This window comes from Arcobacter sp. F2176, assembly GCF_004116465.1.
Taxonomy (GTDB): Bacteria; Campylobacterota; Campylobacteria; order Campylobacterales; family Arcobacteraceae; genus Arcobacter; species Arcobacter siniprincipis.
The window spans coordinates 254638-278771 of sequence record NZ_PDJV01000003.1 but is presented as its reverse complement, the minus strand read 5'-3'; the positions used below and the strand labels follow the sequence as shown (position 1 = coordinate 278771).

Annotated in this window: 31 protein-coding genes and 1 tRNA gene; 27 read left to right on the top strand and 5 right to left on the bottom strand. The window is 25.8% G+C overall.

Annotated features, from left to right (window positions below; translation table 11 throughout):
- Positions 1-161 precede the first annotated feature (161 nt).
- Genes CRU95_RS04620 through CRU95_RS04580 form a run of 9 tightly spaced genes read left to right on the top strand, consistent with a single transcriptional unit; the run spans position 162 to position 12168 of the window.
- Positions 162-818: a VirB8/TrbF family protein gene (locus CRU95_RS04620; protein WP_129099979.1), complete on the top strand. Its 657-nt coding sequence runs from the start codon at positions 162-164 to the stop codon at positions 816-818.
- Entirely contained in the window at positions 815-2053 is a 1239-nt protein-coding gene (locus CRU95_RS04615; RefSeq protein WP_129099978.1) for a TrbG/VirB9 family P-type conjugative transfer protein, read from the top strand. The genes CRU95_RS04620 and CRU95_RS04615 overlap by 4 nt, the downstream gene beginning before the upstream one ends.
- Complete coding sequence (locus CRU95_RS04610) at positions 2043-3155, top strand: TrbI/VirB10 family protein (RefSeq protein WP_129099977.1); 1113 nt, start codon at positions 2043-2045, stop codon at positions 3153-3155. The genes CRU95_RS04615 and CRU95_RS04610 overlap by 11 nt, the downstream gene beginning before the upstream one ends.
- Complete coding sequence (locus tag CRU95_RS04605; protein ID WP_129099976.1) at positions 3152-5386, top strand: hypothetical protein; 2235 nt, start codon at positions 3152-3154, stop codon at positions 5384-5386. Before CRU95_RS04610 ends, CRU95_RS04605 begins: the two co-directional genes overlap by 4 nt.
- Before the next feature lie 4 nt (positions 5387-5390).
- Positions 5391-6434, top strand: a complete 1044-nt coding sequence (locus tag CRU95_RS04600; protein ID WP_129099975.1) for an ATPase, T2SS/T4P/T4SS family — start codon at positions 5391-5393, stop codon at positions 6432-6434.
- On the top strand, positions 6424-6747 hold the full coding sequence (locus tag CRU95_RS04595; RefSeq protein WP_129099974.1) for a hypothetical protein: 324 nt from the start codon (positions 6424-6426) through the stop codon (positions 6745-6747). The genes CRU95_RS04600 and CRU95_RS04595 overlap by 11 nt, the downstream gene beginning before the upstream one ends.
- Complete coding sequence (locus tag CRU95_RS04590) at positions 6728-8422, top strand: type IV secretory system conjugative DNA transfer family protein (protein WP_129099973.1); 1695 nt, start codon at positions 6728-6730, stop codon at positions 8420-8422. Before CRU95_RS04595 ends, CRU95_RS04590 begins: the two co-directional genes overlap by 20 nt.
- On the top strand, positions 8406-8609 hold the full coding sequence (locus tag CRU95_RS04585) for a hypothetical protein (protein WP_129099972.1): 204 nt from the start codon (positions 8406-8408) through the stop codon (positions 8607-8609). Before CRU95_RS04590 ends, CRU95_RS04585 begins: the two co-directional genes overlap by 17 nt.
- Positions 8599-12168: a relaxase/mobilization nuclease domain-containing protein gene (locus tag CRU95_RS04580; protein ID WP_164969727.1), complete on the top strand. Its 3570-nt coding sequence runs from the start codon at positions 8599-8601 to the stop codon at positions 12166-12168. Before CRU95_RS04585 ends, CRU95_RS04580 begins: the two co-directional genes overlap by 11 nt.
- A gap of 2 nt (positions 12169-12170) precedes the next feature.
- On the opposite strand, the gene CRU95_RS04575 is transcribed toward CRU95_RS04580, so the two are convergent.
- Complete coding sequence (locus tag CRU95_RS04575) at positions 12171-12545, bottom strand: plasmid mobilization relaxosome protein MobC (RefSeq protein WP_129099970.1); 375 nt, start codon at positions 12543-12545, stop codon at positions 12171-12173.
- Between the two features lie 364 nt (positions 12546-12909).
- On the opposite strand from CRU95_RS04575, the gene CRU95_RS04570 reads away from it, so the two are divergent.
- From CRU95_RS04570 to CRU95_RS04495, 18 genes are all read left to right on the top strand, one after another.
- A complete protein-coding gene (locus CRU95_RS04570) occupies positions 12910-13395 on the top strand; it encodes a hypothetical protein (RefSeq protein WP_129099969.1) in 486 nt (161 codons plus the stop codon).
- A gap of 47 nt (positions 13396-13442) precedes the next feature.
- Positions 13443-13667, top strand: a complete 225-nt coding sequence (locus tag CRU95_RS04565) for a hypothetical protein (protein ID WP_129099968.1) — start codon at positions 13443-13445, stop codon at positions 13665-13667.
- Positions 13668-13753: 86 nt separating this feature from the next.
- Positions 13754-13930 (top strand): hypothetical protein, encoded by a 177-nt coding sequence (locus tag CRU95_RS16580; protein WP_164969726.1) that lies wholly within the window; start codon positions 13754-13756, stop codon positions 13928-13930.
- Positions 13931-13947: 17 nt separating this feature from the next.
- On the top strand, positions 13948-14217 hold the full coding sequence (locus CRU95_RS04560) for a hypothetical protein (protein ID WP_129099967.1): 270 nt from the start codon (positions 13948-13950) through the stop codon (positions 14215-14217).
- A 36-nt stretch (positions 14218-14253) separates the two neighbouring features.
- Positions 14254-14838 (top strand): hypothetical protein, encoded by a 585-nt coding sequence (locus CRU95_RS04555; RefSeq protein WP_129099966.1) that lies wholly within the window; start codon positions 14254-14256, stop codon positions 14836-14838.
- Entirely contained in the window at positions 14831-15061 is a 231-nt protein-coding gene (locus CRU95_RS04550) for a hypothetical protein (protein ID WP_129099965.1), read from the top strand. Before CRU95_RS04555 ends, CRU95_RS04550 begins: the two co-directional genes overlap by 8 nt.
- Entirely contained in the window at positions 15058-15306 is a 249-nt protein-coding gene (locus CRU95_RS04545) for a hypothetical protein (RefSeq protein ID WP_129099964.1), read from the top strand. Before CRU95_RS04550 ends, CRU95_RS04545 begins: the two co-directional genes overlap by 4 nt.
- Before the next feature lies 1 nt (position 15307).
- Positions 15308-15856, top strand: a complete 549-nt coding sequence (locus CRU95_RS04540; RefSeq protein WP_129099963.1) for a restriction endonuclease — start codon at positions 15308-15310, stop codon at positions 15854-15856.
- An 11-nt stretch (positions 15857-15867) separates the two neighbouring features.
- Positions 15868-16044 (top strand): hypothetical protein, encoded by a 177-nt coding sequence (locus CRU95_RS16575; protein ID WP_164969725.1) that lies wholly within the window; start codon positions 15868-15870, stop codon positions 16042-16044.
- Positions 16045-16046: 2 nt separating this feature from the next.
- Positions 16047-16367 carry a hypothetical protein gene (locus tag CRU95_RS04535; RefSeq protein ID WP_129099962.1) on the top strand — a complete coding sequence of 107 codons (321 nt, stop codon included), beginning with the start codon at positions 16047-16049 and terminating at the stop codon, positions 16365-16367.
- Positions 16360-16665, top strand: coding sequence for a hypothetical protein (locus tag CRU95_RS04530; protein ID WP_129099961.1), 306 nt, complete (start codon positions 16360-16362; stop codon positions 16663-16665). The genes CRU95_RS04535 and CRU95_RS04530 overlap by 8 nt, the downstream gene beginning before the upstream one ends.
- A gap of 46 nt (positions 16666-16711) precedes the next feature.
- Positions 16712-17101: a hypothetical protein gene (locus CRU95_RS04525; protein ID WP_129099960.1), complete on the top strand. Its 390-nt coding sequence runs from the start codon at positions 16712-16714 to the stop codon at positions 17099-17101.
- 1 nt (position 17102) lies between these two features.
- Positions 17103-17294, top strand: a complete 192-nt coding sequence (locus CRU95_RS04520; RefSeq protein WP_129099959.1) for a hypothetical protein — start codon at positions 17103-17105, stop codon at positions 17292-17294.
- Between the two features lie 140 nt (positions 17295-17434).
- Entirely contained in the window at positions 17435-17665 is a 231-nt protein-coding gene (locus CRU95_RS04515; protein WP_129099958.1) for an XRE family transcriptional regulator, read from the top strand.
- A gap of 138 nt (positions 17666-17803) precedes the next feature.
- Positions 17804-18853 carry a lipoprotein gene (locus tag CRU95_RS04510; RefSeq protein WP_129099957.1) on the top strand — a complete coding sequence of 350 codons (1050 nt, stop codon included), beginning with the start codon at positions 17804-17806 and terminating at the stop codon, positions 18851-18853.
- Between the two features lie 58 nt (positions 18854-18911).
- A complete protein-coding gene (locus tag CRU95_RS04505; protein ID WP_129099956.1) occupies positions 18912-19547 on the top strand; it encodes a ParA family protein in 636 nt (211 codons plus the stop codon).
- Between the two features lie 3 nt (positions 19548-19550).
- The gene (locus tag CRU95_RS04500) at positions 19551-19820 is read left to right on the top strand and encodes a ribbon-helix-helix protein, CopG family (protein ID WP_129099955.1); all 270 of its coding nucleotides are present in this window, start codon (positions 19551-19553) and stop codon (positions 19818-19820) included.
- 3 nt (positions 19821-19823) lie between these two features.
- Positions 19824-20081 (top strand): hypothetical protein, encoded by a 258-nt coding sequence (locus CRU95_RS04495; RefSeq protein WP_129099954.1) that lies wholly within the window; start codon positions 19824-19826, stop codon positions 20079-20081.
- 462 nt (positions 20082-20543) lie between these two features.
- Here the strand turns inward: CRU95_RS04495 and CRU95_RS16570 are convergent.
- From CRU95_RS16570 to CRU95_RS04480, 4 genes are all read right to left on the bottom strand, one after another.
- Positions 20544-20619, bottom strand: a tRNA-Glu gene (locus CRU95_RS16570).
- 92 nt (positions 20620-20711) lie between these two features.
- Positions 20712-22322, bottom strand: a complete 1611-nt coding sequence (locus CRU95_RS04490) for an Ig-like domain-containing protein (protein ID WP_129099953.1) — start codon at positions 22320-22322, stop codon at positions 20712-20714.
- Positions 22323-22332: 10 nt separating this feature from the next.
- Positions 22333-23631 (bottom strand): ATP-binding protein, encoded by a 1299-nt coding sequence (locus CRU95_RS04485; RefSeq protein ID WP_129099952.1) that lies wholly within the window; start codon positions 23629-23631, stop codon positions 22333-22335.
- Between the two features lie 59 nt (positions 23632-23690).
- Entirely contained in the window at positions 23691-24134 is a 444-nt protein-coding gene (locus CRU95_RS04480; RefSeq protein WP_129099951.1) for a Sua5 YciO YrdC YwlC family protein, read from the bottom strand.

The window sequence follows — 24134 nt, the reverse complement described above, 5'->3', positions numbered from 1 at the left end:
ATTTACAAGGAGAAAAAACAATGAAAAATTTTTACATAGTGTTAATGGTGGCAGCTGCTTTATTTTTATTTAGTGGTTGCGTTACAAAATCTAATTCGAATTTAGAAATAAGTCCGTGTGCGTGTTTAGAAATACCACAATTTCAATTTCAAGGTTGAGTTATGAATGATAATCAAGAATTTAAAATTGATAATTTTAAAGAAGTAGAGAAGATTAATAATGTACCTATTCTTTTATCAAAAGTTATTATCGCATTAACTGTAGTTATTGTTATCTTAGCAATTTTATTAATTTGTTTGTTTCCATTAAAAGATACAAAATACAAACTTTTAGTTATGAAGTCTGCACAAGAAAATTTTGTAACTGTTAGAGATATAGATGAAGATATAACACAAGATACGCTAATTCGTCATTTTGTTATAGAAAACTATGTTATTGCTAGGGAAACTATTTCTAACATTGACGAGGACGCAAAACGGCGTTATAAGATTGTTAATGCACAATCTAGTGATGATGTTTATATCGAGTTCCAAAACTTTTATAATACAAGTGAAAATCTTAGATCAATTGATGGGTTTTCAAGAAGTGTTGAAATAATTTCAACTGTCGATTTACCTGGTAATGTTTCGATAGTTGAGTTTGCTCTAACTGATAGATATAAAAAAGACAATAATCCTAAAACAAATAAAAAAACTAATTTTTTCAAAGCGACAATTAGTTATGAGTTTAAAAATTTTAAAAGTGTCTTTAGAGATATTACGCTTAATCCTATTGCTATTAATGTAATTGGATATGAATTATCAAAGGTAAAAAAATGAAAAAAATATTCTTTATATTAATTGCTTTATCTTGTTATCTTTTTAGTTTTCAAGATATAACAACTGATACTATTAATACGAGTGATGAAGCTATTACAAAGGCACAAAAAGATTTATTAAATGGTAAAGATACAGTAATAGATCTCAATTCTATCCAAAAAGCATTTTTTGTGGATAAAAGCGAAGGTAAAACGGTATCAGTTTATAAATATAATCAAAATAGTACTATAAAAATCCGTACTAGAATTTTTATGAAAAGTACCGTTATTTTACCCGATGGTGAAATTCCAATTTCTGCAATTTTTGGCGAAGATACTTCTTTTACTATTGAACTTTTAAAAGATAAAGAAACAAAATATAAATTAGATAATGTATTTACAGTTAAACCAAATTTTTTGGGTGCTGATACAAATTTAACCGTACTTGGTTCTAGTGGTCGAGCCTATACTTTTTATTTGTATAGCATAGGTGTAGATGATAAAAGAAAGCCTAATTTATTAAATTATGTAACTCTTGATGGAGCTTTACCAAAAAATAATAGTATTGATAATCTTGATGAAAAAGACAAAGAGATAGCTGCTCTTTCTGAAGAAATTGAAGATTTAAAAAATAAATTATCAATTCAAAAAGAAGATAAAAGTATTGATCTTACAAAATTTAATATTAGTGGTACACAATTTGATTATAAATTAAAAAAGGCCTTTTCTCTTGAAGCTGTATTCAATGATAAAAAGAACACTTATTTTAAATTTAAAGATGGTTTTTCAGTTCCAAAGATTTACTATAAAGATGAACTTAACAATAATATTTCAATTCCTTACACAATAGAAAAAAATATTCTTAAAGTTAAAAAACTTAGTAAAGATTGGGTTCTTGAACTTGATGGAAAATACTCTAACATTGAAAAAATAGGAAAATTTGAATTCAAAGAAATCCTTAAAACTTTAATAGTTGATATGACTAAAACTGATTTTTCATTTTTCTTTACTAAAGGTGATAAAAGCTTAAAACCTGAGGTTGTTTTTCATGATAAAGAATTTACATATTTTAAATTCGATATATCCAACGGGTTTAAAAAATTTCCACCTGTTTTTGAAGTTTTAGACGGTCATGATAGCCCAGTTTTTGATTATGAAATTGTAGGAGAATTTATTGTCACAAAATCCGTCAATGATGCTTTTACTTTAAGATTAGGCGAAAAACACTTTTGTATAAGGTATAAAAATGAAAACTAATTTTAAAAAAGTATTCATTATTTTAGGTGTTTTTCTATTGATAGTTATTTCTATTATTACTACTATTATTTTGATTCAACAAGATAAAAAAGAAGAAAAAAGAATTGTTACTAAAACAAAATTACCAAAAGGTTATTTTGATCCAAGAGAAATAAATATTGTAAAGATTGAAAAACCTCAAGAAGATAAAGTTAAACCTCAAGAAGATAAAGTTAAACCTCAAGAAGAAAACTTTATTAGTAACTTAGTAGGTACTCAAGAAGTTGATTATCAAGAGTTGTTAAGAAATAAGATAAATTATGAGCGTTTACACAATCATAAATCATCTTTAATCGCAAAAAAGGAGGAAATAAAAGAACCAAATAATCATAAATATGATTCTAAAAAAGAAATAGATCCTTATTTATATGACAAGGATTTTGGTATTGAAAAAGATGTTGCCTCTAGGAGAGTTAAATTAGAAAGGGTTATAACAGCTGACAAAAATTTTTCTGCAATTCTTATGACTGCTGTTAATTCTCTTTTACCTGGTAAAGTTGTTGCAATGATTGAGAATAATATCTATGGTTCTCAAGGTCGTCAAATTCTTATTCCTAAAGGCTCGACTGCTATTGGTAGTTATCAACCTATTAAAAAAATAGGTGAGGAGCGTCTTGCTATTCAATGGGTAAGAATATTAACTCCTTTTGGTGTTAATATTAATCTAACAAATTCTTTAAGTGCCGACCAAATGGGAAGAAGTGGAACAGTAGGCGACTTAGATAATAGATACATGGCAAGATATGGTTTACCTCTTGCTATTACAACTGTTGCTAACGCTCTTAGCTATGCAGCTATGCAAGGAACGAACGCAACTGCTACAAATACAACTACAAATGGATCAACGACAACAACATCATTAAAAAATGAGGTTATAAGAGATTATAAAAATGATGTTGGAAGAGTTAGTGATCAAGTTTTAAAACAACAATTAAACATTAAACCCGTGATTAATATTAAATCAGGAACTCGTATTTTTATTAGTCCTATTCTTGATATTTGGTTTCCAGAAGTTAAGAATAACAAAATAGATGTTCAAATCAATGAGGAGAAAAAACAATGAAAAAATTTATTTATGTGAGCCTTGCTCTTTGTTCTTTAGTTTTCGCAGCTGTTAGTCCTGGTGTTCCAGGAGAAACAGCTGCAAACAATAAGACAGGTGTTATCTATGTTAAAAACAATGATAAAATTGATATAACTAAGAAAACTGAAAAAGTTGAAGCAAAACTTGATTTTCTTGATAAAAAGAAATATGACGGTTATTCGCTACTAGGTGAGTACAACACTACCAAAACAATAGACGGAAAAGTTAAAGTAAGTATTACCTGGCAAAAGGTTAAAAAAGATAAAACAGAAGTTATTTTAAATGATCCTTTTTCTTCTGCTCTTAAGACTACTACTCCTATTGAAAAAGATAGTAAGTTTCGAGCAATGGGGAACTTAGAACAATTAAATTTAAATTTAAATGAAGTAAAAGAAAAAGCTGAAAAGTTAGATAAAACTAACATTTCATTAAAAGAGAATCCAGGTGTTTTAAATGGAAATAAAAGCTCTTTAGATGGTAATAAAAAATCAGCTGCATTAAATGGAGATTTAGAAACTTTAACTATGGAATCTAATCCAAATAGATATCAAGATACTAATACAGACGCTGGTTCAAATTCTAGTTATGATAATGGAAATAACAATGGATTTGAAGAACCAACAGTTACTATAGATACGGAAAAGAGTTGTCAAAATGTTATTTCGAATGGAACTGTACAGTTTAAACAACTTGTAAATGAAATTTGTATGAGTATAGGTTCACCCGTTCCAATTTATACTACAACAAAAGGTTGTACGCCTAAAGTAGATTATAAAACAAAAGAGGTTTTTGTAGCAACTAAAAAAGTTGCTGATAAGGAAGGAGTTGAAACAACAGTTGAAAGTTGTACTATAGACTATGATAACCCTCAAACTCTTAAATCAACTTACACGGGTTGTGGTTTAGTTTTTAGAAAAGATTTAAAAGCACAAGTACAACAAGAACAATTATTTTTTACTTTTGATCGTGAAGATGTTAAAGTAGGTGCTTGTACAGATTCGGCTCTTTCTTATCCCGTAGATACTTATAAAGAGTGGAATAAAGAATGTAGTCCACTAATAGATTATGATAATAATAAAGTCCAATTTGCATTTAGAGAGGTTGCACAAGTTAATGGAACTGTGGCAGAAGTTACACCTTGTAAATTTGATACAACAACACATGAACTAGATACTACTTATGACGGGTGCGATGTATATGATGACTTTACAAATAAAGTATCAATTCAAAAAGAAAAATACTTTTATATGTTTGAAAATAAAAAACAATATGTTGGTGAGTGCCAGGACAGTAGTGTTAAATTTGAACATTATTTAACGCCTGATACTTGCGAATTTCAACGATTAGATGATAACCATATTGTTTATAATAAAAGAGTTGCTTATAAAGATGTAAATGGCATTGTACACTATTTAACACAATGTAAACCAAGTGAAGATGGTTCTATTGAATTAACAACTTTACAATGTGGTTATGAACATGATTTTGCTAATAATCAAAGTTATCCAATGTCAAAACAAGTTTTTACAGATCCTCAAACTAATGAAGAGATTGAAGTTTCTTCTTGTTCTAAAGATCCTTTAAATTTTCCACATCAAACGGAGCATTGCAGTTGGGAAAATGACGACGAAAATAAATTTTCTAATGAATGGAAAAAGACTTTTTTTGTTGATACTAGAACAAACGAAACTAAGTTTCTTGATATAACGGGAGCAAATGAACAAGGATGCGTTAAAGGTTCACCTATTCCGTATGTTCAAAGTTCAGAAAATATTAAATTTATAAAAGATTTAGGATTTAAAAGACTCGTTAAAAATAACGATGAAACTTATTCAATTTTTAATGAACCTAATAAAATAATCGATCATTCTAACGGAATTTTCCCTATTTCAAAAAATACTACCAAGTTTAATATAACTAGTTGGACTTGCAATTTCAAAAGAGGTGATTCTATTATTGGCGATGCCAATGGGTTTAATATGTCTTACTCACAATGTATAGGTGGAGATATAACTCAAAATGTTTATACAAAAAGTTGTGGAGCTAGCGGGGCAGGGAAATGGTATACAGGTCCTTTTACAGAAAAGTATTGTACCCCTTATCAATATTGGGAAAAAATAGGAGAATATCAAATAATCACAAAATTTCTAAGAGCAGATGGTACTTATTTAGATATACCGACAAAAAGCATTTATAGAATCATAAGATAAGATTATGAAATCTGATAGAATACTTCAAAATCTCTTGAGTAAGATAAATAAATATCTTACTCGAGATGATGTTTCAGAAATCATCTTACATGAAATTGGAATTGTTAGACTTGATACAACAAAAGGATTTAAAGAAATTAAAGATCCTAATATTACTTTCCAATTCCTGGAAGATTTACCAGATCAATTAGCCACTTTTTCAGAACAACAGTTTAACCACAAATTCATATTACTATCTTCAAATATTCCAAATACTAGTCATAGAGTTACTGGTGTTCATCGTTCTTGCTTGTTAAGTAACTGCAATACAATCTTAATTCGAAAACCTTTAGGTATTGAGTTTAAACTTGAAGATTATATTAATGACAATAAAGGTGTAGAAATACTTGAAAAAAATAACGAGTTAGAAGAAAAGATTAAATACTTAGAAAAAACCATTCATAAATTAAAAGAAGAACAAAAACCTACAAGTCACTTAGAGGTTGAACTTGTTATTAATCTTGTAAAAGTGGGTAAAAATATTTTAATTGTTGGTGGAACGGGTACAGCTAAAACTTCATTCTTAAATCAATTAATTAAATATATTGATTTAAGTACTCGTATTGTAGCAATTCAAGATTCAGCAGAATTAATTATCCCTCAGAAAAACAAAGAAGAAATAATGGTTTCAAAAAATAGCTCTAATCTTTCTAAATTAACTTATCGTGGGGCTATTGATATTTCTATGCGTTTACGACCTGACAGAATTTTTTTAGGTGAAATTGATACAGAAAATACAATGGCATTTTTAAGACTTGGAAATACGGGTCATAAAGGTATGTTAAGTACTTTACATACCGATCACCCAAATGACACTTTAAACTCTTTACAGCTAAATCTTTTACTTGCTGGATTTACTTCTGAAAAAGATACTTTAAATGCTTTTATTAAGTCTGCTCTTGATTATGTGATTAAAATTGAGCGTGTAGGATTTAACAGAAAAGTAATGGCGATTAAATCTATTAATGAAATTATTAAAGAAGAAAGCGAGGTAAATCATGCAGTTTAAAAGACATATAATTTATTACTTTAGATATTCTCAAAATGATAATCTTTTACATTTATCAACTCAAATAAGAGATTTAGAAACAACAAAAGATTTATTCTTAAATGATAAGTTTTCGAATTGTGGGAAAAGAGTTAAAAAATCTTTTTATTTTGAGGATTTTTTTGTAGGAGATAAACCACTTTTAAATATTGACATGATTAAAACTAAAATTAAATCAAGTGTTAAGAGTTTAAAAGTTGATAGTTTTATATGCCCCGATTGTCTTGATTCTTTATTTATGGAGGTTCAAAAAAATGAAGCATTACAACATTAAATTTGCTTTTATTAAGTTCTTTCTATTGTTATTAATAGTTAGTCCTTTTATTTATTCTTTGGTTTTAAATCATGTTTACCATTTACAATTATTAGATTTATCAATTTGGCAGCACATTAACAGCATTGAACATGCTTTAAAAAAAGAAACTGCCCCATTATACACTCTTGGGGTATATGTCGCGTTATTAACTCCTTTAACTGGGTTTTTACCTCGTTTAGGTGTTAGAGGTGAGTATGGAAGTGCTGCTTTTGCTGACGATACTCTAATAAAGAAAATGAAATTATTTGAAAAAAAAGGAATTGTTTTAGGAAAAAAAGGATCTAAACTTTTAAGATATTCAGATCCTTTATCTTGTTTAGTTCTTGCTCCACCAAATACGGGAAAGTCAAGTTCAATTTCAGTTCCTAATCTTTTATTATTAGAAGCTAGTACTTTTGCTTTTGATATAAAAGGAGAACTCTTTGAAATAACATCAAAGTATAGAAAAGAAAAGTACAATAGTAAAATCTATAAATTTAATCCTTTAGACAAAGATTGTGTTAAATTTAATCCTTTAGATAAAAGTATTATAGGTGATATCTTTGATGAAAACCATAATCTAATTATTGAAAAATGGGCTATAGTAGAAGAAATAGTTAATGAGGTTGCATATCTAATTTATCCTGAAAAAGAAAATTACGACTATTGGAGTGAAGAGGGAAGAAATATTTTTATTTTATTGGCTCTTTGGCTTATATATAAAAATGGTTCGACTTCTATTCCTGAAATAAGATCTTTCTCTATGCAAGATTTTATTTCTTTATATCCTGAATATCCTTATGAAGATAACACAGATCCTTTGATATTTTTTCTTTATATTGAAATCCAAAAAGAAGAAAATGACGATTTTTTTAGTTGTTCTCTTCCCTCTAGAATTAAAGAAGAAGTTATCGCTATTAAGAAAAAAGCCGACAAAGAGTATTCGGGTGTTTATGGCTCTTTTAAGTCACCTCTAAATATATTTTCTAATCCTATTATTGCTGAAAATTTTAGTTCTAATGAATTAGTTATTGAAGATTTTAGAAAAGAGATATCTTCTCTTTACATTTCTATAAAAGAAAAAGATTTAAAACCTCTTACAATGGTTAATCGTTTATTTATAGAGTTCAATTTAAGAAGATTACTTTCTGTATTACCTGGTAAAGATGATTTAGATATAGTTGGGATATATGACGAGTTTCCTCGTTTTGGAAAACTTGATTATCTTATGGAAGTTCCTTCACTTGGTAGAGGATATAAAAAACTATCTATATTTATTGCACAAGACTACGCACAAATTAAAAAAATCTACGGTCAAGAAACATTAGACATACTTGAATCAACGACAGCTTATAAAGTTATTTTCCCTCAAAATAATAAAGAAACTGCGAAAAGATATGCAGAAATAATTGGTGATTTTACAGTAGAAAGAAGAAGTGAAAGCCGTTCACTTGATACAAAAGGATCTCGTTCTATTCAAAAACAATTATTAGGTCAAAAATTAATCACGGAACAAGATCTTTTATCTTTAGATAAAGACACTATTTATATTTTAGCTACAAACAACTATAAAAACCCAATCAAGGCTAAACCATACCGTTATTTTGAAGATAAAAAACTATTAAAGGAATTAGATCATGCAAATAAAATTTAATGCTGAAACAAAAGAATATGAATTTCAAAATGAAAATAAAGAGGTACTTCAATCACTTTCTAAAGATGATATGGAAGAAAAAATAAAAGATTTAACTTTTGATATCTCGAGTAAATTAGAAATAATGAATTCAATTTATCAAGCTTTAGTTAAATATCCTGACTTAGGGTCAAATGATGAGTATTGATTTAACAGATGAATTTCTAAATAAAGCAAAGAAAGTAAAGAACGGAAAAAGAGGTTCTATACTTTCATCTAAAGGGAAAGCTTTAAATAGTTTTTATTATTCTTCTGTTCCAAAAGAAGCAGTTTTTAAAGTCATTAAGGACGATAAAAAAATAGGAAAAGGAACAATAAAAAGTTATACAGTTAAAAAAGCCATTCAATATATCGGCAGAGATAAAGAAAATGATCTAACACCTGGAGAAGATAAAGAAAATGATCTAACACCTGGAATAAATGAAGAAAATTTAATTTATAATCTTGAAACTTCAAATGGTGAAATATTAACTAACATTCAAGATATTAATAAAATTTATAATGAATGGCAAACTACTTTTTCATCAAAAAATAGAACAAATGGAAAAGACGCAGATCATATTTTATTTTCAACTTCTGAAATACCAGGAACAAATGACAAAGAAATTATGGCAGCTGCTAGAGATACTTTAAACAAAGAGTTTAGGGATAAAGGTTATGAATATGTTTTTGCTTTGCATACTGACAAAGAGCATACTCATGTACATGCAATAATAAGATCATTTAATCCACAAACAGAAAAACAATTAAGAATACTAAAAGATGATATAAAAAATATTCGTAAGTCATGGGCTGAAAATTTACAAGATAGAGGGCTTAATTATGTTGCTACGCTTAACATAGATAGAATTAAATCAATGACGGATAGATTAGAGTATATTAAATCTAAAAATATGAGTTGGTTTGAAGCAAATATTGAAAAAATGAAAACTACCAATATTGAAGAACTTGGAGAAAGACTTTTAAGTACTCAAGAAGGAATTACTCAATTAAAAAATCGTAAAAATGAAATTAACAATGAATTAAAAACTATATTTTATAATAAAGAAAAAAATGTATTAAAAGATAATTTAAGAACAGAACTGTATCACATTAATAAAAATATATCTAGTAAATACGCAGATCTAAAAGCTTGTATTACTCTTTTAAATAATTTAGAATATGAATCTCAAATTGCTAATATAAATTATCAAAAGTTAAAAGAAAATCAATCAAAAATTACAGGTGTTTTAATAAAAAATAGTCATTCATACAAAGAGCTTTCTCAAAAAGTAGATGAAGCAAGAGAATTAATGCTTAATAAAAAGCTTGAACTAGATCAAGCACATATTTTTTTAAGTAAACTGAACACGGATAAAAATTATAATATAGATTTAGAGAGTAATAAAAACATAACTTACGGATTTAAAAACTTAGACACATCAATAAAAACATTTAATGCAATACAAACAGAAAAACAAATACTTGATAAAAGTATACTTTCACAATCGTTTTTACATATAGAAAAATTATCTCAAGCAATTAATGAATCAACAACATTTTTAAATCAGAAAACAATAAAAAACTTAACTAATTTAAAAACTGATTACCTGGATAAAAACCCTTTACCAAAATTTAATAAAGATATTAGAGATATCATACATAAAGAATTAAAATCAGTTTTAAACTCTTATAAAATTAGTTATTACCAGGATAAAACATTAACTAAAGAAGATTACTTAAAAAGTATTAGAGAGATTAGAACTTTACAACAAAACATAAGAAAAAACTATGAAATACCTATTTATAAATTAAAAAAACATGGAATTGATATTTCAAAATTTGCGACTAAAGAAGTTTTCTTAAAAACTAAAGCAATTAAACTCAATCACCAGGATAAAAATATTGTTTTAAATAAGTTGAATAAACTTCAAGACGATAAAAAATTTACTCAAAAATTTTATTTAAAAAAAATAATAGATCAAGTAAAAGAGCATGACACTATTTATCAATCACAATTAAACAGATTAAAAATAAATCCTACTAAATTATTCCAGGAATTAAGTGTTAAAGAGTTTAAGAATATTGACATTAAACAAGATGTTGTAAATACAGAAAAGACTTTTGTTAATTGGCATAATAACGATTATAAACATACTATTAAGAATAAAAATATAGATTATAAAATTGAACTAGAGAAACTTAAATTTACTGATTCTAAATCTTTGGATAATGAAACACTTTCTAAGCTTGATCTAATAGCTGAAAAATCTATTAAGAATTTAGATCTTAATTCTTTTGATATAGTTAATAAAATTAATATGAGTGATATTAATTTATCAATTAAAGCTTATGGAGAGATACTTCAAATTAGTCCGAAAGAGATTAACCTCGAGATATGGAAAGATATTTTTCAAGAAGATATTAAGCACTATAAAAATGAGTACTTAACTGCCGAATATAATCAAAAGATGTATAACTATGATTATAAAGAAGAGTTTATAAATAGATATGTAGATAAGCTTAAAAGTGAATATACACTTCAAAAAGATATGCCACATGAAGCAGCAGAAGAAAAAGAATTTATTAAGTACTTTGATAAACTTACTGACTTTAATAAACTTACTGACAAATTTAAAGAAGATTATTTTAAAAATATTGAAAAAGAAAATCTTACAAAAGATATTATTAACAAGCTCGACGACGGTCAATTTTTAGCAGCTAATAAATTAATTGATAAACTAGATGATTTTGACAAGTTATTTATTGAATCATACTATGATTATGCTATTAATGATTATGCAAATAATCTTGATGAAATCAAAAATAAAATTGATTTTAATTCTTCTATAATAGAAAAATCTTATTTCATTGATCCTGATAATTACCAGGATAAACCTCAAACAAAAATCTATAAGAATGAAGAGTTAAAACCAAAAGAAAAAATCTCAATAGTTCTTTCTGAAGAAAAAGAAAATTTACACCAGGACAAACCTCAAGAAGATATTAATATTGTCAATACAAAACCAAAAGAAAAAGAAAAATTAAATTATGATGAACTTGTTAAAAATGAAAATTTACTAATAAAAGATCTAGTTAAAAATATAGATCTTTCTTTAGTAGATCATAACAAAAAAGAAAAAGAAAAATTAAATAGTATTAACTTATCTAACAAAGACAAAATTATTTCTGCTGCTAAAAATATTACTTATGCTCTTAACTCAAATTTAAAAGAGATTAAGGACACTAACTCATATTTATTAAATGTGCAGCATGAAAGATTTAATGATAAGTTTAAAGACACTTTACATGACAACCTGGAGAAATTTAAAGATATAGGAATTGATTTAAATTTAAATTTAAATCAATTTATTACAAATGTAAATAATTCTAAATTACCTAAAAATGAAAAGTTAGAAGTAACGAAAACTATTTACGATAAATTAGATGAAATTAATTATAACAAAGAGATCAAACACTTTATAAAAGATAGTTCACTCGAGGACTTAATTATTAATCGTAAAATTAATCAATTCAAAGACTTAACTCAAGAGATTAAATTAAATTCTAATCCTAAAGAATTAAATAATTTAGCTGCTAAATCTAAAAGCATGGTAAACAATTTTAAAGAAAGTAATTTAAGCTTTATGAATCAATTAAAAGTTAGAACTATAGAAAATAAACAAAAATCTATATTTAGAAATATGAACAGAGGTTTAGAAAGATGATTTTAAATCATCTTCTCTATCTCTTTTTTTAACCCCTTGTAATTTTCAAAACCTTTTTTGTGAAGTTCTGCCAATTCATTAACTGCCTTAACTATTTCTTTAGAATCGACATCATCATTTTTATTTAGATGGTATGCTATCTGATTTAAATTTCCAGTTACTCTACTTAGATCAACTGTTATGTGTAATAAGACTTTATAAAGTGCATTAAATGTTTCAGTTGCTTCAAACCTATTGTTTTTAAAAAATTGATCTAGTGATAATCTAATTAACTTAGACATATCTAACTTAGAATGTTTTATCTTTTTTAACTCTTTGATATAAAAACTATTTTCTTCGTCATTTAACCTTGTTTTTACGATGTTTTCTCTTGCCATTTCTAACACCTTTTTTATTTTAATTATAACAAAATAAAACCCAATTTTAGTAGCGATTCTGTTATTCCGTGTCACGGAATGACTATCCTGCCAACCTATTTTTTAATAGAAAAATAGGTTTAGCGGACTTTTTTTGTGTTTTTAGCTGTAATTTTTAAATCTTGATTGTAATTACATAATTATTACAAGTGATGAAGAAAAAAACCTTAGTAAGTATGATTATGTAGTTAGTAATTTTTTGAATGGTATATGTAAGTATATTAGCCAAAAAGAATTTGAAAACTTATACCCAAATTGGGTTATTTTACTTGTGTTTTATACCCAATTTGGGTATAATTATACACATTAAAACAAAGGCAAAAAGATGAACAGAGAAGAAATTTTAAAAGAATTTGGAAGAATAGAAAACTTAGAACAGTTAAAAAAAACATATAAAACTTTAGCTAAAAAGTTACACCCTGATGTTGGGGGAACAGATGAAGAGTTTAAAATATTAAATTCTGTATATAACGAGCTATTGGAAAAAGATATATTTTTCTCACAAGAGTTTAATTTAGAGCTTGAAAAAATAGTTACTCAAATATTAAGATTTGAAAATATAGAAATAAATATTATCGGCTCATGGATTTGGGTTAGTGGAGATACAAAAGATATCAAAGATGAATTAAAAAAATTAAATTTTAAATGGGCAAGAGTAAAAAAAATGTGGTATTACGGAGAAAGAAAAAAAGGTTATGGAAAAGAAATGGATCTGGAAGATATTAAGAATAAATATGGTTGTACAACTATGCAAGGAAAGAGAACAGAGCGAAAACCAATCAACAGTAATAAAAGTTTAAAGGCTTCATAAGAAAAAGCCTTTAAAGGCTTTTAAAATCAATTTAAAAGGTATATAAAATGATTGTATTAGAAATTTTGCCGAATGATGTTTATTTTGAAAATGAAAAAAAAGATTCTACTTATATTTCATTTAATAAAGCTCGTACAATAATTTTTAAAGATTTACCTAAAATTATAAAATATTCTTGTGTAGATTCTAAAAGAAGTGTTGATTTTTTGAATTTATTATTAACTAAATATTTTATTTATAATGAAGAATATTTAAAGCTAAAAATAATTTAGAAATTTACACCCAAATTGGGTTAATTTACTTGCATTTTATACCCAATTTGGGTATAATTATACATGTTTTAAAAGAAAGGATATACATGACAAAAGCAGAAAAAATCGAAGAAGAAAGAAAGTTTTGGGCTAAAATAGCAAAAGAAAATAAGTGGTATAAAGAGCCTTTTTATGTTCAAGTTTGGTTTGATAAAGATGATGATGTTGAGGATAGTATTTATGCCCCTAAAAATGCTATTAATGACATAATTATTTCATCTTAATACTAAAAGGTATTAAGATGATTAAAAATTTAATTTTAATGTTTAGTATAGTTGAACAAGCAAAAATAAAAGCTTTTGCAAATGCTTTTATAATTCCTTTTTTCTTAACTATGATTTTGAAAAATATTTTGTTTGTTGTTGTTTGGTGGGTATTTATTTATCTAATATATAAATTTGTTTTTACTGATAAAAAGTTAAATAAATTATATTTTATTAGATATGTAAAATATTGTTTAGTTGGATTAGGTTGTATAGCCTTAATCTTAATTGTTTTAGTTCTTAGTTAAATGCTAAGAACTAATATTATAAAATAGGGGCAGAGCATGAACAGTGAAGAAGAAGTAAACGAAAGTTTTATGATAATGTTATTTATGAATTTACCATTTTTTATTATAGCATTTGATGCTATATTGAGAGAAAAAGAGGAAGTATATTTTATGATAGTATCTATAGTTTTCTCAATAGTATTCTTTTCAATGGCTTTAGAAATAGTATTTGATTTTAAAGCAATAATATTGGGTAATATGTTTGGAATGGCTACAACATTATTTCCAAGTTTAATAATTTCAAATTTCATAAAAGAATATAATTTTAGTGAGTATTTGTATATAATACCCCCTCTTTTATATTTAATTATTTATATATTTCTTAGAAATAAAGAAATAGAAAACAATAAATATAAAAAATTAGATAAGGATAGAGAATTATTACAAATTATAAAAGATATGAATTTGAAATGTCCAATATCTAATATAAATTATAAAAGAATTATTAATACAAGAGATTATAATAAATCAATGGGGAAAGAAAAACTAGAGCAAAGAGAAAGAGATTTAAAAAAGAAAAAAGAGAGAGAAAAAATAGACATGATTAAAAACAAAATTTGTAAAGGAGCATTAAATGATTAAATTGAATAGCCCACTTACTAAAACAAATATTTTGATATTAAGTACAATATATATTATTACAATTATTTTCTTTTTTAGTATTGCTTTTGAACAAAATATAAATACTTTTTTTGAAGCTGTTAAAATTGCTACAAATTTTATACTTATTCCCACTTTAATCGGTTGGTATATCCTAAAATGGAGCTTTGAAGCAATTTTATTCCTTTGTAAAGGTGGAGAATGAAAAATATATTATTAAACTTAAGAATCACTAAAACAGAAAAGGCATTAAATAATCTAAAAAAAGCAAAAACAAATGAAGAAATAGCAAATGCAATAGATAAATCTTTAAAGTCACATCAAACTTTTTTAGTGCATTGGCTTGAATATCAACCTGATTCTTTTTTCTTAAATCAGAAAGTTAAATATATTAAATATTTTAAACAAAGATTAGGACAACTTAAAAGACATTCTAAAGTAAAGAAATAAAATGAGAATAGAAGAAATATTTTATTATAGCACTGTAGTAATATTTTCTTGTTTTTGCTTGTGGTTATTCTTTAGAACTAGAGAAAAAAAATCTCACGCATGGAGAAAAAAATCAGCTAATAAAACATTAGCAAAGATTAGAGCCTTTGAACATCAAGGGCAAATATTTTCATATTTAAGAAAAATTGACCCGTTTGTAATGGAAGAGTTAATTTTAAATACTCTTGAGAAAAGAAAAGATATTGATATTATAAGAAATGAAAAATACACGGGTGACGGTGGAGTAGATGGGAGATTTATTCATATTGTAGAGAATGAAAAAAGATTATATTTAGTACAGGTCAAAAGATACTCAAAATATATAAATGCAAGTGATATAAATAAACTAGATGAACAAATAAAAAAAGAAAAAGCATATAAAGGCTTATTTGTTCACACGGGGAAAAGTGGCAAATTAGTTTATAATAATTTGGCTCTAAGTGGCAATATTAATTTAATATCAGGCAATGGACTTATTAAATTAATAATAGATGGAATTTTTGAAAGATAAAGGTAGGAAAAATGAATAGTATAACAATAGGTTCAAAAGATGGAAAAGTTACAATTTTTATAAACCAAATTAAATATATGAAGCTAAAAGAGAATGTTTTGGAAGTATTTTTTGATAAAGATAACAAAGTTACTATTATTAATAAAGCAGAAGAAGTGCATGATAAAATAGTATCAATTAAAGGGTAATTATGAAAAAAACATATCAACAAAAGAAAAAATTAAAAGAAGATATATGTATATGTATAAACAAGGGTGATACATTAGAAATTTATCAAAAGAAAACTTTAAATAAATTTTATAGTATTGTAAAATTTAAAAAAAGAAGAACTAAAACTACTTCTTTATTTTTATATAAAAATTTATTAAAAACACAAGTACCTCAAGAAATAGATTCAATTAAAAATGATAATGCTCATAGTGTGGTTATTGCTCCAGCTGATAAAGGTAATACTTCTTTAAATACTTATCTATACAATTTAAATAAATCAAAAGGGGCAGAAAATGACTGATACAGATTTAATAAGCATAGTAGCAATAATAATATCTATTGTTGCTATTGTAATATCTATTTTAACAATGATGAAATTTAACGAGTATCTTTTTGAGAAAAGAAAAGAATTAATATCAGGAAAAAAAGATATTAAGGATAAAAAAAGCAAAATAAAAGAAAATGGGAAGTTAAAAGGACTATTTATATATATAGATGATTTAATAAAAAATAACACTCCTGCTTTTGCTATTCTTATTGGAACAGTCATTCTTATTATAATTTGGATTTTTTGCCCTAGTTATAGATTTTGGGAATAAAAAATGAAAAAAACATATCAACAAAAGAAAATTAGGAGCAGAGCAAATGAAAAAAATATTAGTAATAGTTATATTAGTTGGAACAAGTTTATTTTCTCAAGATGTTTCAATTAAAAGTAGCCTTATGTCAATGATTGATTCATTAATGCCTAAAGATTTATTTATTGCAGATGGTACAATGTTTAAAATTAGTGATACTGAAAAAGCAATAATAATAAATGGAAAAATTAAATGTAGTCAAGCTAAAGGTTTTATTATTGGTGTATCAAAAAATATGAATTGCACAAATTTTGGAATTATAGATAAATCCAAAACTAAAGTTTATTTGATTACAAAAGATAAATCTTTAAATGAATTTTGGACTATAAATTTAAATGATAAAGTAATAACAATAACAAGACCAAATGGTTTTATTATTCAAAGAATAAAGGATTAAAATGTTTGGAAATTTAATAATAGGATTATTAGCCATTTTAGGCTTAATGAGTGGAATTGCTATATCAATTTTTAGGCACAAAATAGAAAAGCAAGGATTAGAAAAAGTGCCTTATAGAATTTTTATTAAAGGAGCATTTAGACATGCAAAAAAATATAAAAGAAAAAGCCAACCTGAAAATGAATTAAGTTAGTAAGTCTAAGAATTCTTTTACTTTTGGATTATCTTTAAAGTAAAGACAAAAAGCAATAAAAATTATAAAAATGATTAGTATTTCAATATTATTAAACATGAAAAACATTATACTAAAAAAAATTTAAAATAGGTATCAAAATGGAAAAAGAAGAAATTTTAAAAAGATTAGAATTGTTAGGAATTAAAAATTATAAAGATCTAATGACTGTTATTAATATTCCTAAAAGAACTGTTGAAAAATGGTTTTTGCCAAGTGGTAATTTTCCGTCATGGTTTATTTATTTTCTAGAGTTATTAGAAGAAAATCATAAACTTATAAATGATAAAAAAATACTTGAAGAAAATTTAATTAATTCTTTAAAAAATTAATTCGTACCAGGTCTTAATTAGCAGCTACTTTTATGCTGCTATTTTTTTAATACAGTTTTTTACTGTATTAAACATTAATTTAATGTATTTTACTGTTTATTATGGTATAATAAAGTATAAGAAATATAAGGAGAAACAATGAAAAAGATTTACTTGGTTTTAATGGCTGCTGCAACTTTATTTTTATTAAATGGTTGTTCGCAAGATTTCGGGAATTTAGGTGCTACAAAACAAAATGAAATGATTTACCATACTTCACAAAGTATTAAATTAGATCATAATGTAGTTGAGAATAAAAAAGATGATAAAAGTTATTATCAATTATGGCGTGAAGCTAATTTAATGGATAATGATATAAGTATGTCGGAAGATAACAATAAAAATTTTATTATCAATGGTAAAGTATATCAAGTTAGATTTTCTAATTCAAATGGAAATAGTATTTTTAATTTATATGATGTAAAAGAAAATAAAAAAGTTGTTAATTTTGATTATAGATATAGAGTTATAATTTTTAATGATACAGATAAAAACAATACTTTATATTTTGGTTTAAAAAAAATATACAATAATCAAATTACTTATAGAAAATTTGACAAGTTATATTCTTTTGATGGAACAGCTCTTAAAGAAATTAGAAAAGATTTAAAAGAAAAAAGTTTATATTTTGGAACAGCTCGAATTATCTCAAGTATAATTTACACTAATAAATATATTGTTTATGTTATTAATGCACCAAGTTATAATAAGTATGAAATAGTAAATATATTAAACAATAAAGAAATTGATTTTAAAGGTACTGTTCTTGCTTTTAAAGATAACAAAGCTTTAGTGTACAGAGATAAAGGAAATCTATTGTTTAATAACTTACAGTACCAATTAACAGTTGTTAATCTTGATACGGGAAATGAAACTAATTTAATGATTGAAAATGAAAAAGACAATCAAGCATTATTGAGTTTTTATGAATCTAAAAGTCAATTAATAGTTAGACTTCCAAACAATCAAAATATAGATATCGTTAGTTTAAAAAATGTACCTGGTGATTTATCAAAAGTTACACAATTAAAAGCGAAAATTTATAATATAGATCATTTAAATAGTGAAGAGTACGAAATGACATTAAAAGATATTGGTTACAGTATTAAAACAAATTTCGATGATACTCAAGCTGTATTATTTAATTAATGTTAAATACTGTATTTAATTGTAAAATACTGTATATAAATATAAAAAAGGTTAAACAATGAAAGTAATTAGTTTTGCACACGATAAGGGTGGAGTTGGGAAAAGTACTACTATTATAAATGTTGCTCCCGTATTAGAAAAAGAATTTAAATTAACTGTTATAGATTTAGATCCAAAAAAACAATTTACGACTTTTAATAATCACCGTGAAAATAAAATTAATATGGTAAGTGTTAGTTCTATAAATGATTTAGTTGAATTCATTAGTAATTCAAAAGATGAATTAGTTTTAATTGATTTAGGGGGATTTGATTCTGATTTTTTCAGAACTGCATTAATGATATCAGATATTATCATTGTTCCTTTGTCGGGTTCTGATAATGACATTGTAGGATTTGCAGATTTTGAAAATATTTTACTTAGTGTAATTAGTGAACAAAAGAAAAATGGAATTGACATTGATTGTACTATTTTAGCTAATAGAATACATCATAATAATAAATCAGATTTTGAAGTATTATCCAATAGAGCAAAGGAACTAAATTTTAATATCTTCAATACAATTATTAGAAATTCGTCTGTATATTCAAAAATGATTCTAAGTGGTAAATCTGCAACAGAACAAACATTAACTACACCTGGGTTAAATGTATTATCTTTAGTAGAAGAAATAAAAGAAAAAATAAAAGGCTAAATTATGGCAAAAGATAAAAGATTAGATTTTTTAAATCAAGCTAGAGGTAGAGAACTAATTAATGCTGCTACTTCTAAAACTGATAAACCTAAAAAAGGTGGACGCCCAAAAGTAAATAATCCGTTAAATGTGGCAGAAACTACAAATTTTACAGAAGAAGAACAAGCTGCATTAATAAAAATAGCAGAAAAAGAAAATAGATCTAAAGCTTATTTAATTCGTCAAGCTGTTTTGTCTTATTATAATATTAATGTAGAAAAAAGGGAGAAATAAACAATGAATAAAAACATATTATTAACAATATTAGGTTTAGTTTTAGTTCTTGCTCCTATGAAAATAATTGAATTTATAGAATATGGTACTATTTCTTTTAATCATTGGGAACATGGGTTTTTAACTATTATTACAATTTTATCAGGTATTGGGTTGGCATTTGGAAATTATAAAAAGACAAAAAAAGGTTTTACTATATTTGATATTATTTTTTTACTTATACTGATTGTTTCTTCTTTTTCAATAGTATATTTTATATAATAAAACTTTTACAAAATAAAAAGAAGAGATTATTTAACTTTTCTCTTCTTCTCAACTTTAAATCTTATCTATATATTTGACTTTTATGTCATGCTCGTATTGTATCTTTCTAAAATTAATTTCTTATTATTAAAAATAATTTAACTGTAGTGTACTAGTGTATTGTAAAAAAGTAATTGGAACTCTGTATATGTAGCAAATTTCATTTTCTATATATGATGAAATAGGCTCTAAGATAGCATAGGGGTAATTCTATAATTACCAGGGGGTAATCAATACTTATACTAGGGGGTAATTGTGAAATTACCAGGGGGTAATTAGTTATTTTACTAGGGGGTAATTGTGAAATTACGGGGTAATTCTTTAATTACTACAATCTATAAAATATAAAAGTATCACCAAAAGTATCACAAGAGGCTTTTTTTTATATTCTAAAATCTTCAGCAATCACCTTTATATCGGTGGCGACCCCGTCAAGATTCGAACTTGAGTTTACAGGAGGAAATCCTGTCGTCCTTGGCCACTAGACGACGGGGTCGAAGAGTGGAATTATAGTTTAGATTCTTTTTATTTATGCTTAAAAGTAAGGGGAAATTTAAGAAAAAGAGGCTGAATATCTCTTTTTTTAGTTTAGATATCTATTAGTGTTGTTGAGATATCAACATATACTGTGGCATCATCTTTTGTCCATACCTCAAATATATCATCGCCATCTTTTACTTGAACACCTGTTTTTAGCCAATCTTTTGCGTATTTTTGTACTTCTTCCGTTTCATCAACTGGTACGATTGAATCTATCTCATCGTTATTATCTATAGCATCATTTATTGATATCTCATTATCCATAGAAGTTTCTACTTCTGGCTCTTCTACATGAAGAGGTACATCGTCATTTTCTTTTTTTATATCCTCATTATTTGATTGCTCTAATATATCATCTTCAACACTTTCTTCCATGCCAGTTAAAGTCAAATCTTTAGTAGTAGGAAGAGATTCTATTTGAACATCATTTAAAAAGTCATCTTCTATGTAACTAAGATCATCTTCGTACTCAATATCTTCTTCAGCAATAGAAATACTTTCATCACTTCCATATTCTTCAATACTATTTTCTAAACTCTCTACAATAGCTAATTCATCAAATACGCTTGTCATATCATCTTCTAAAACATCGCTTTTAATTTCAGTATCACTTAGCATACTTCCATTTTCAACAGATGCTATTGTATCTGTAGTACCCTTTTCCTTTGCAATATCTGCCGTCTCAAACTCATCTGTTGGCTCATTAGCTAAAGAACTTAGCTTTTCATTCCAATAATGATTACTATCTATTTGTGCTATATCATTTCCTGCTATATCATTCTCTATTGCTTTAAAAAACTCTTTATTACTCACAGGTGTTCCTGCAAAGTTTGAGAAACTTACATTCCAAGTTCTATCTTCTATTATAGTTGTAGTGGCAACTTTTATGCCATCTTCATCAAATATTGATACACTATTTTTACTTTCCAATCCTTTACCACTTATATTTATATAAGAGTACTCTTCATTTGCATCTGATATGTTTGTTATCTCAAATTTTTTGATATCTGATTCTGAGCTATTTACAGTGATAGTTTGAATCTCTGTTCCTGAATTCCCTTCTTTATCAGTGGCTGTTATTTTCAAGTTTTGTGTTCCATTTGAAAGTTCACTTGTCGTTATTGAGTAGTTTCCATCTTCATCTGCTATTGTACTTCCTAAAATATTTCCAGCATCATCTGTGATAGTTACTCTTGCGCCACTTTCTGTTATACCTCTTATTGTGGGTCTATTATCGCTTGTAAGATTAGTATCTGATACATGAGTGTCACTTTCATCACTTTCAATAGGAGAAAGGCTTTCTTTAGCTTTTGGTGATTTTTCAATCAGGGCTAAAAGTTTATCTACTAAATCTATTTCTTCAAAATCACCTTTTTCATCTAAAAAAGATATGGCAGAGGTATCTAATTTATCCATAAGCCCATGGGTATCTGTTGCATTATTTTGCTTGATAAAAGTAATTATATCTTTCACTACTACACTATTTCCATCTGGAAACTTTATTTTTAAAGAATCATCAATAATTTCTAAGTCTAATAATTCAGGTCGCTCTGGTACAAGTACATAGTCACCTTTTTTTATATCTATGACATCAAATAAGCTAACTTCATATATTGTGCTTTCACCATTTGGACTTTTAACTGTAATACTTGTAGCCACTTAAAATCCTTTAGCTAAATTTCGCAGGGGAAATTTTCGAGAATATGATATATTTTTTATTTAGAGTAGTTTTAAATTCATCGGATTTATTTTTTAATATAGCATAGCTTTCTTCTAGCTCTTGAGTATCTCTCCACTTTGTATCAATAAAGATAATATTTTTAGAATCATAAGCGATAATATCGATATTGGTATCTTTATTATTCCACCAACTTCCAAGATTATTTGGAATAAAACCTAAGTATTTATATGGATCATTTTTAATTAGACTTAAAATATGCATTTTATAACTGCTTTGCACAAGTCGTTTTGTAAAGTCTTCTTTTATATTACTAACCACACTACTAGTATCACCCTTTTGAAGAGTTGAATAATTAGGATATATATAACAAAACCAAAATCTCATAAAATTGTCTTCAATCTCATATCTTCCAAACTTGCTCTTTTTTATATCTTCATTTATAGGTACATATTTTTTGATAATCATTATGTCAATTAGTTTTTGCAAATATCGTGTGAGATAAGTTGATTTTAGGTTTAAAAAGTCTGCTATTGCTCCAATTTTACTGTTTCCTAAAGCTATGGCATAAAGTATTGATGAGTATGTTGAGATTTCATTCAAATCTTTTTTCAAAAAATCCATACCTTCATTGAAAAAGATTCCATCATAACTTAAAAAATTCTCTTTTATATTTAAAAGAAAATCTTTTTTAGGGTCATATAGTTTTAGATAATCAGGGTTTGTACCATAAGCGCTAAAGATATGCATTATATCACCAGCTTGAACATCAGGAATAAATTCTTTAATACTAGCGTATGGTAATTTATCTAGTTTTATTATGTTTGAAGATTTTTTGTAAATATATTCATCATCTTTATTACTAGAACAAATAGATGATAAAATAATAACTTGGATATTTGAAGAACTTAGCTCTTTATTCCAAGCCTTATAAAAAAGACTTAAGGCATCTTTTTCTACTTTGATTAGATTTTGAAAGTCATCTAATACTAAAATCAATTTTTCTTCAAAGGTCTCTTTTGCTATTACTTTTAAAAAAGATTCAAAAGTATCAAAAATATCCACTTTTTTATTTAAAAAGTTTTCGATATTTTTATGAATAGTTTGAAAAGTAATTAAATTCATCATCTCTAAAAAAGAGATATAAAAGCTATTTTTACCACTTATATAAGAGTTTACAAATGATGTTTTACCTATCTTTCTTCTTCCAAAAATAAAATTAAATGATGAGTTAGGGATAGAGAAGTCTTTTTGTAATATTTCAAGTTCATTTTCTCTATGTAAAAACATGAGTAGCCTTTTATGAATAATATTTATTTTATGGACTTATGACTTAATAAAGTCTTAGATTATCTTAATTTCTTAACTTTAATTTTATTTAGCTTATATAATTTAGAAGGAATATCTTCAAAAAAACCATTTTTTTGTATTACAACTACATCTGAGACATCTTTAGCATACTCTTCTTCAAAGTTTTTTTTGGTCTCATTTGCTGAAGAAGAATAAAGAACATTGAACTTTTTTATAAAGTCATAAAAACTAGAATCTTTACTTATAACTCTAAATGACTCATTATTGGGATATATAAAAGTACTATTTTTAGAGTTTCTTACTCTTCTTTTATGGTTGTTTGGGATTCTTGTGAAGTTTTGTAAAGTCTTAAAAGAGTCTACAGTTCTTAGTATTTTTTGTGTTTTGGGTCTTTTTTTTATAACTGCTAGCTTTTCATTATCATTTGATGAAAAGCCAACAGTTGTATCTGTTTGTACCAAATAAACAGAGTTTGGGTTCAT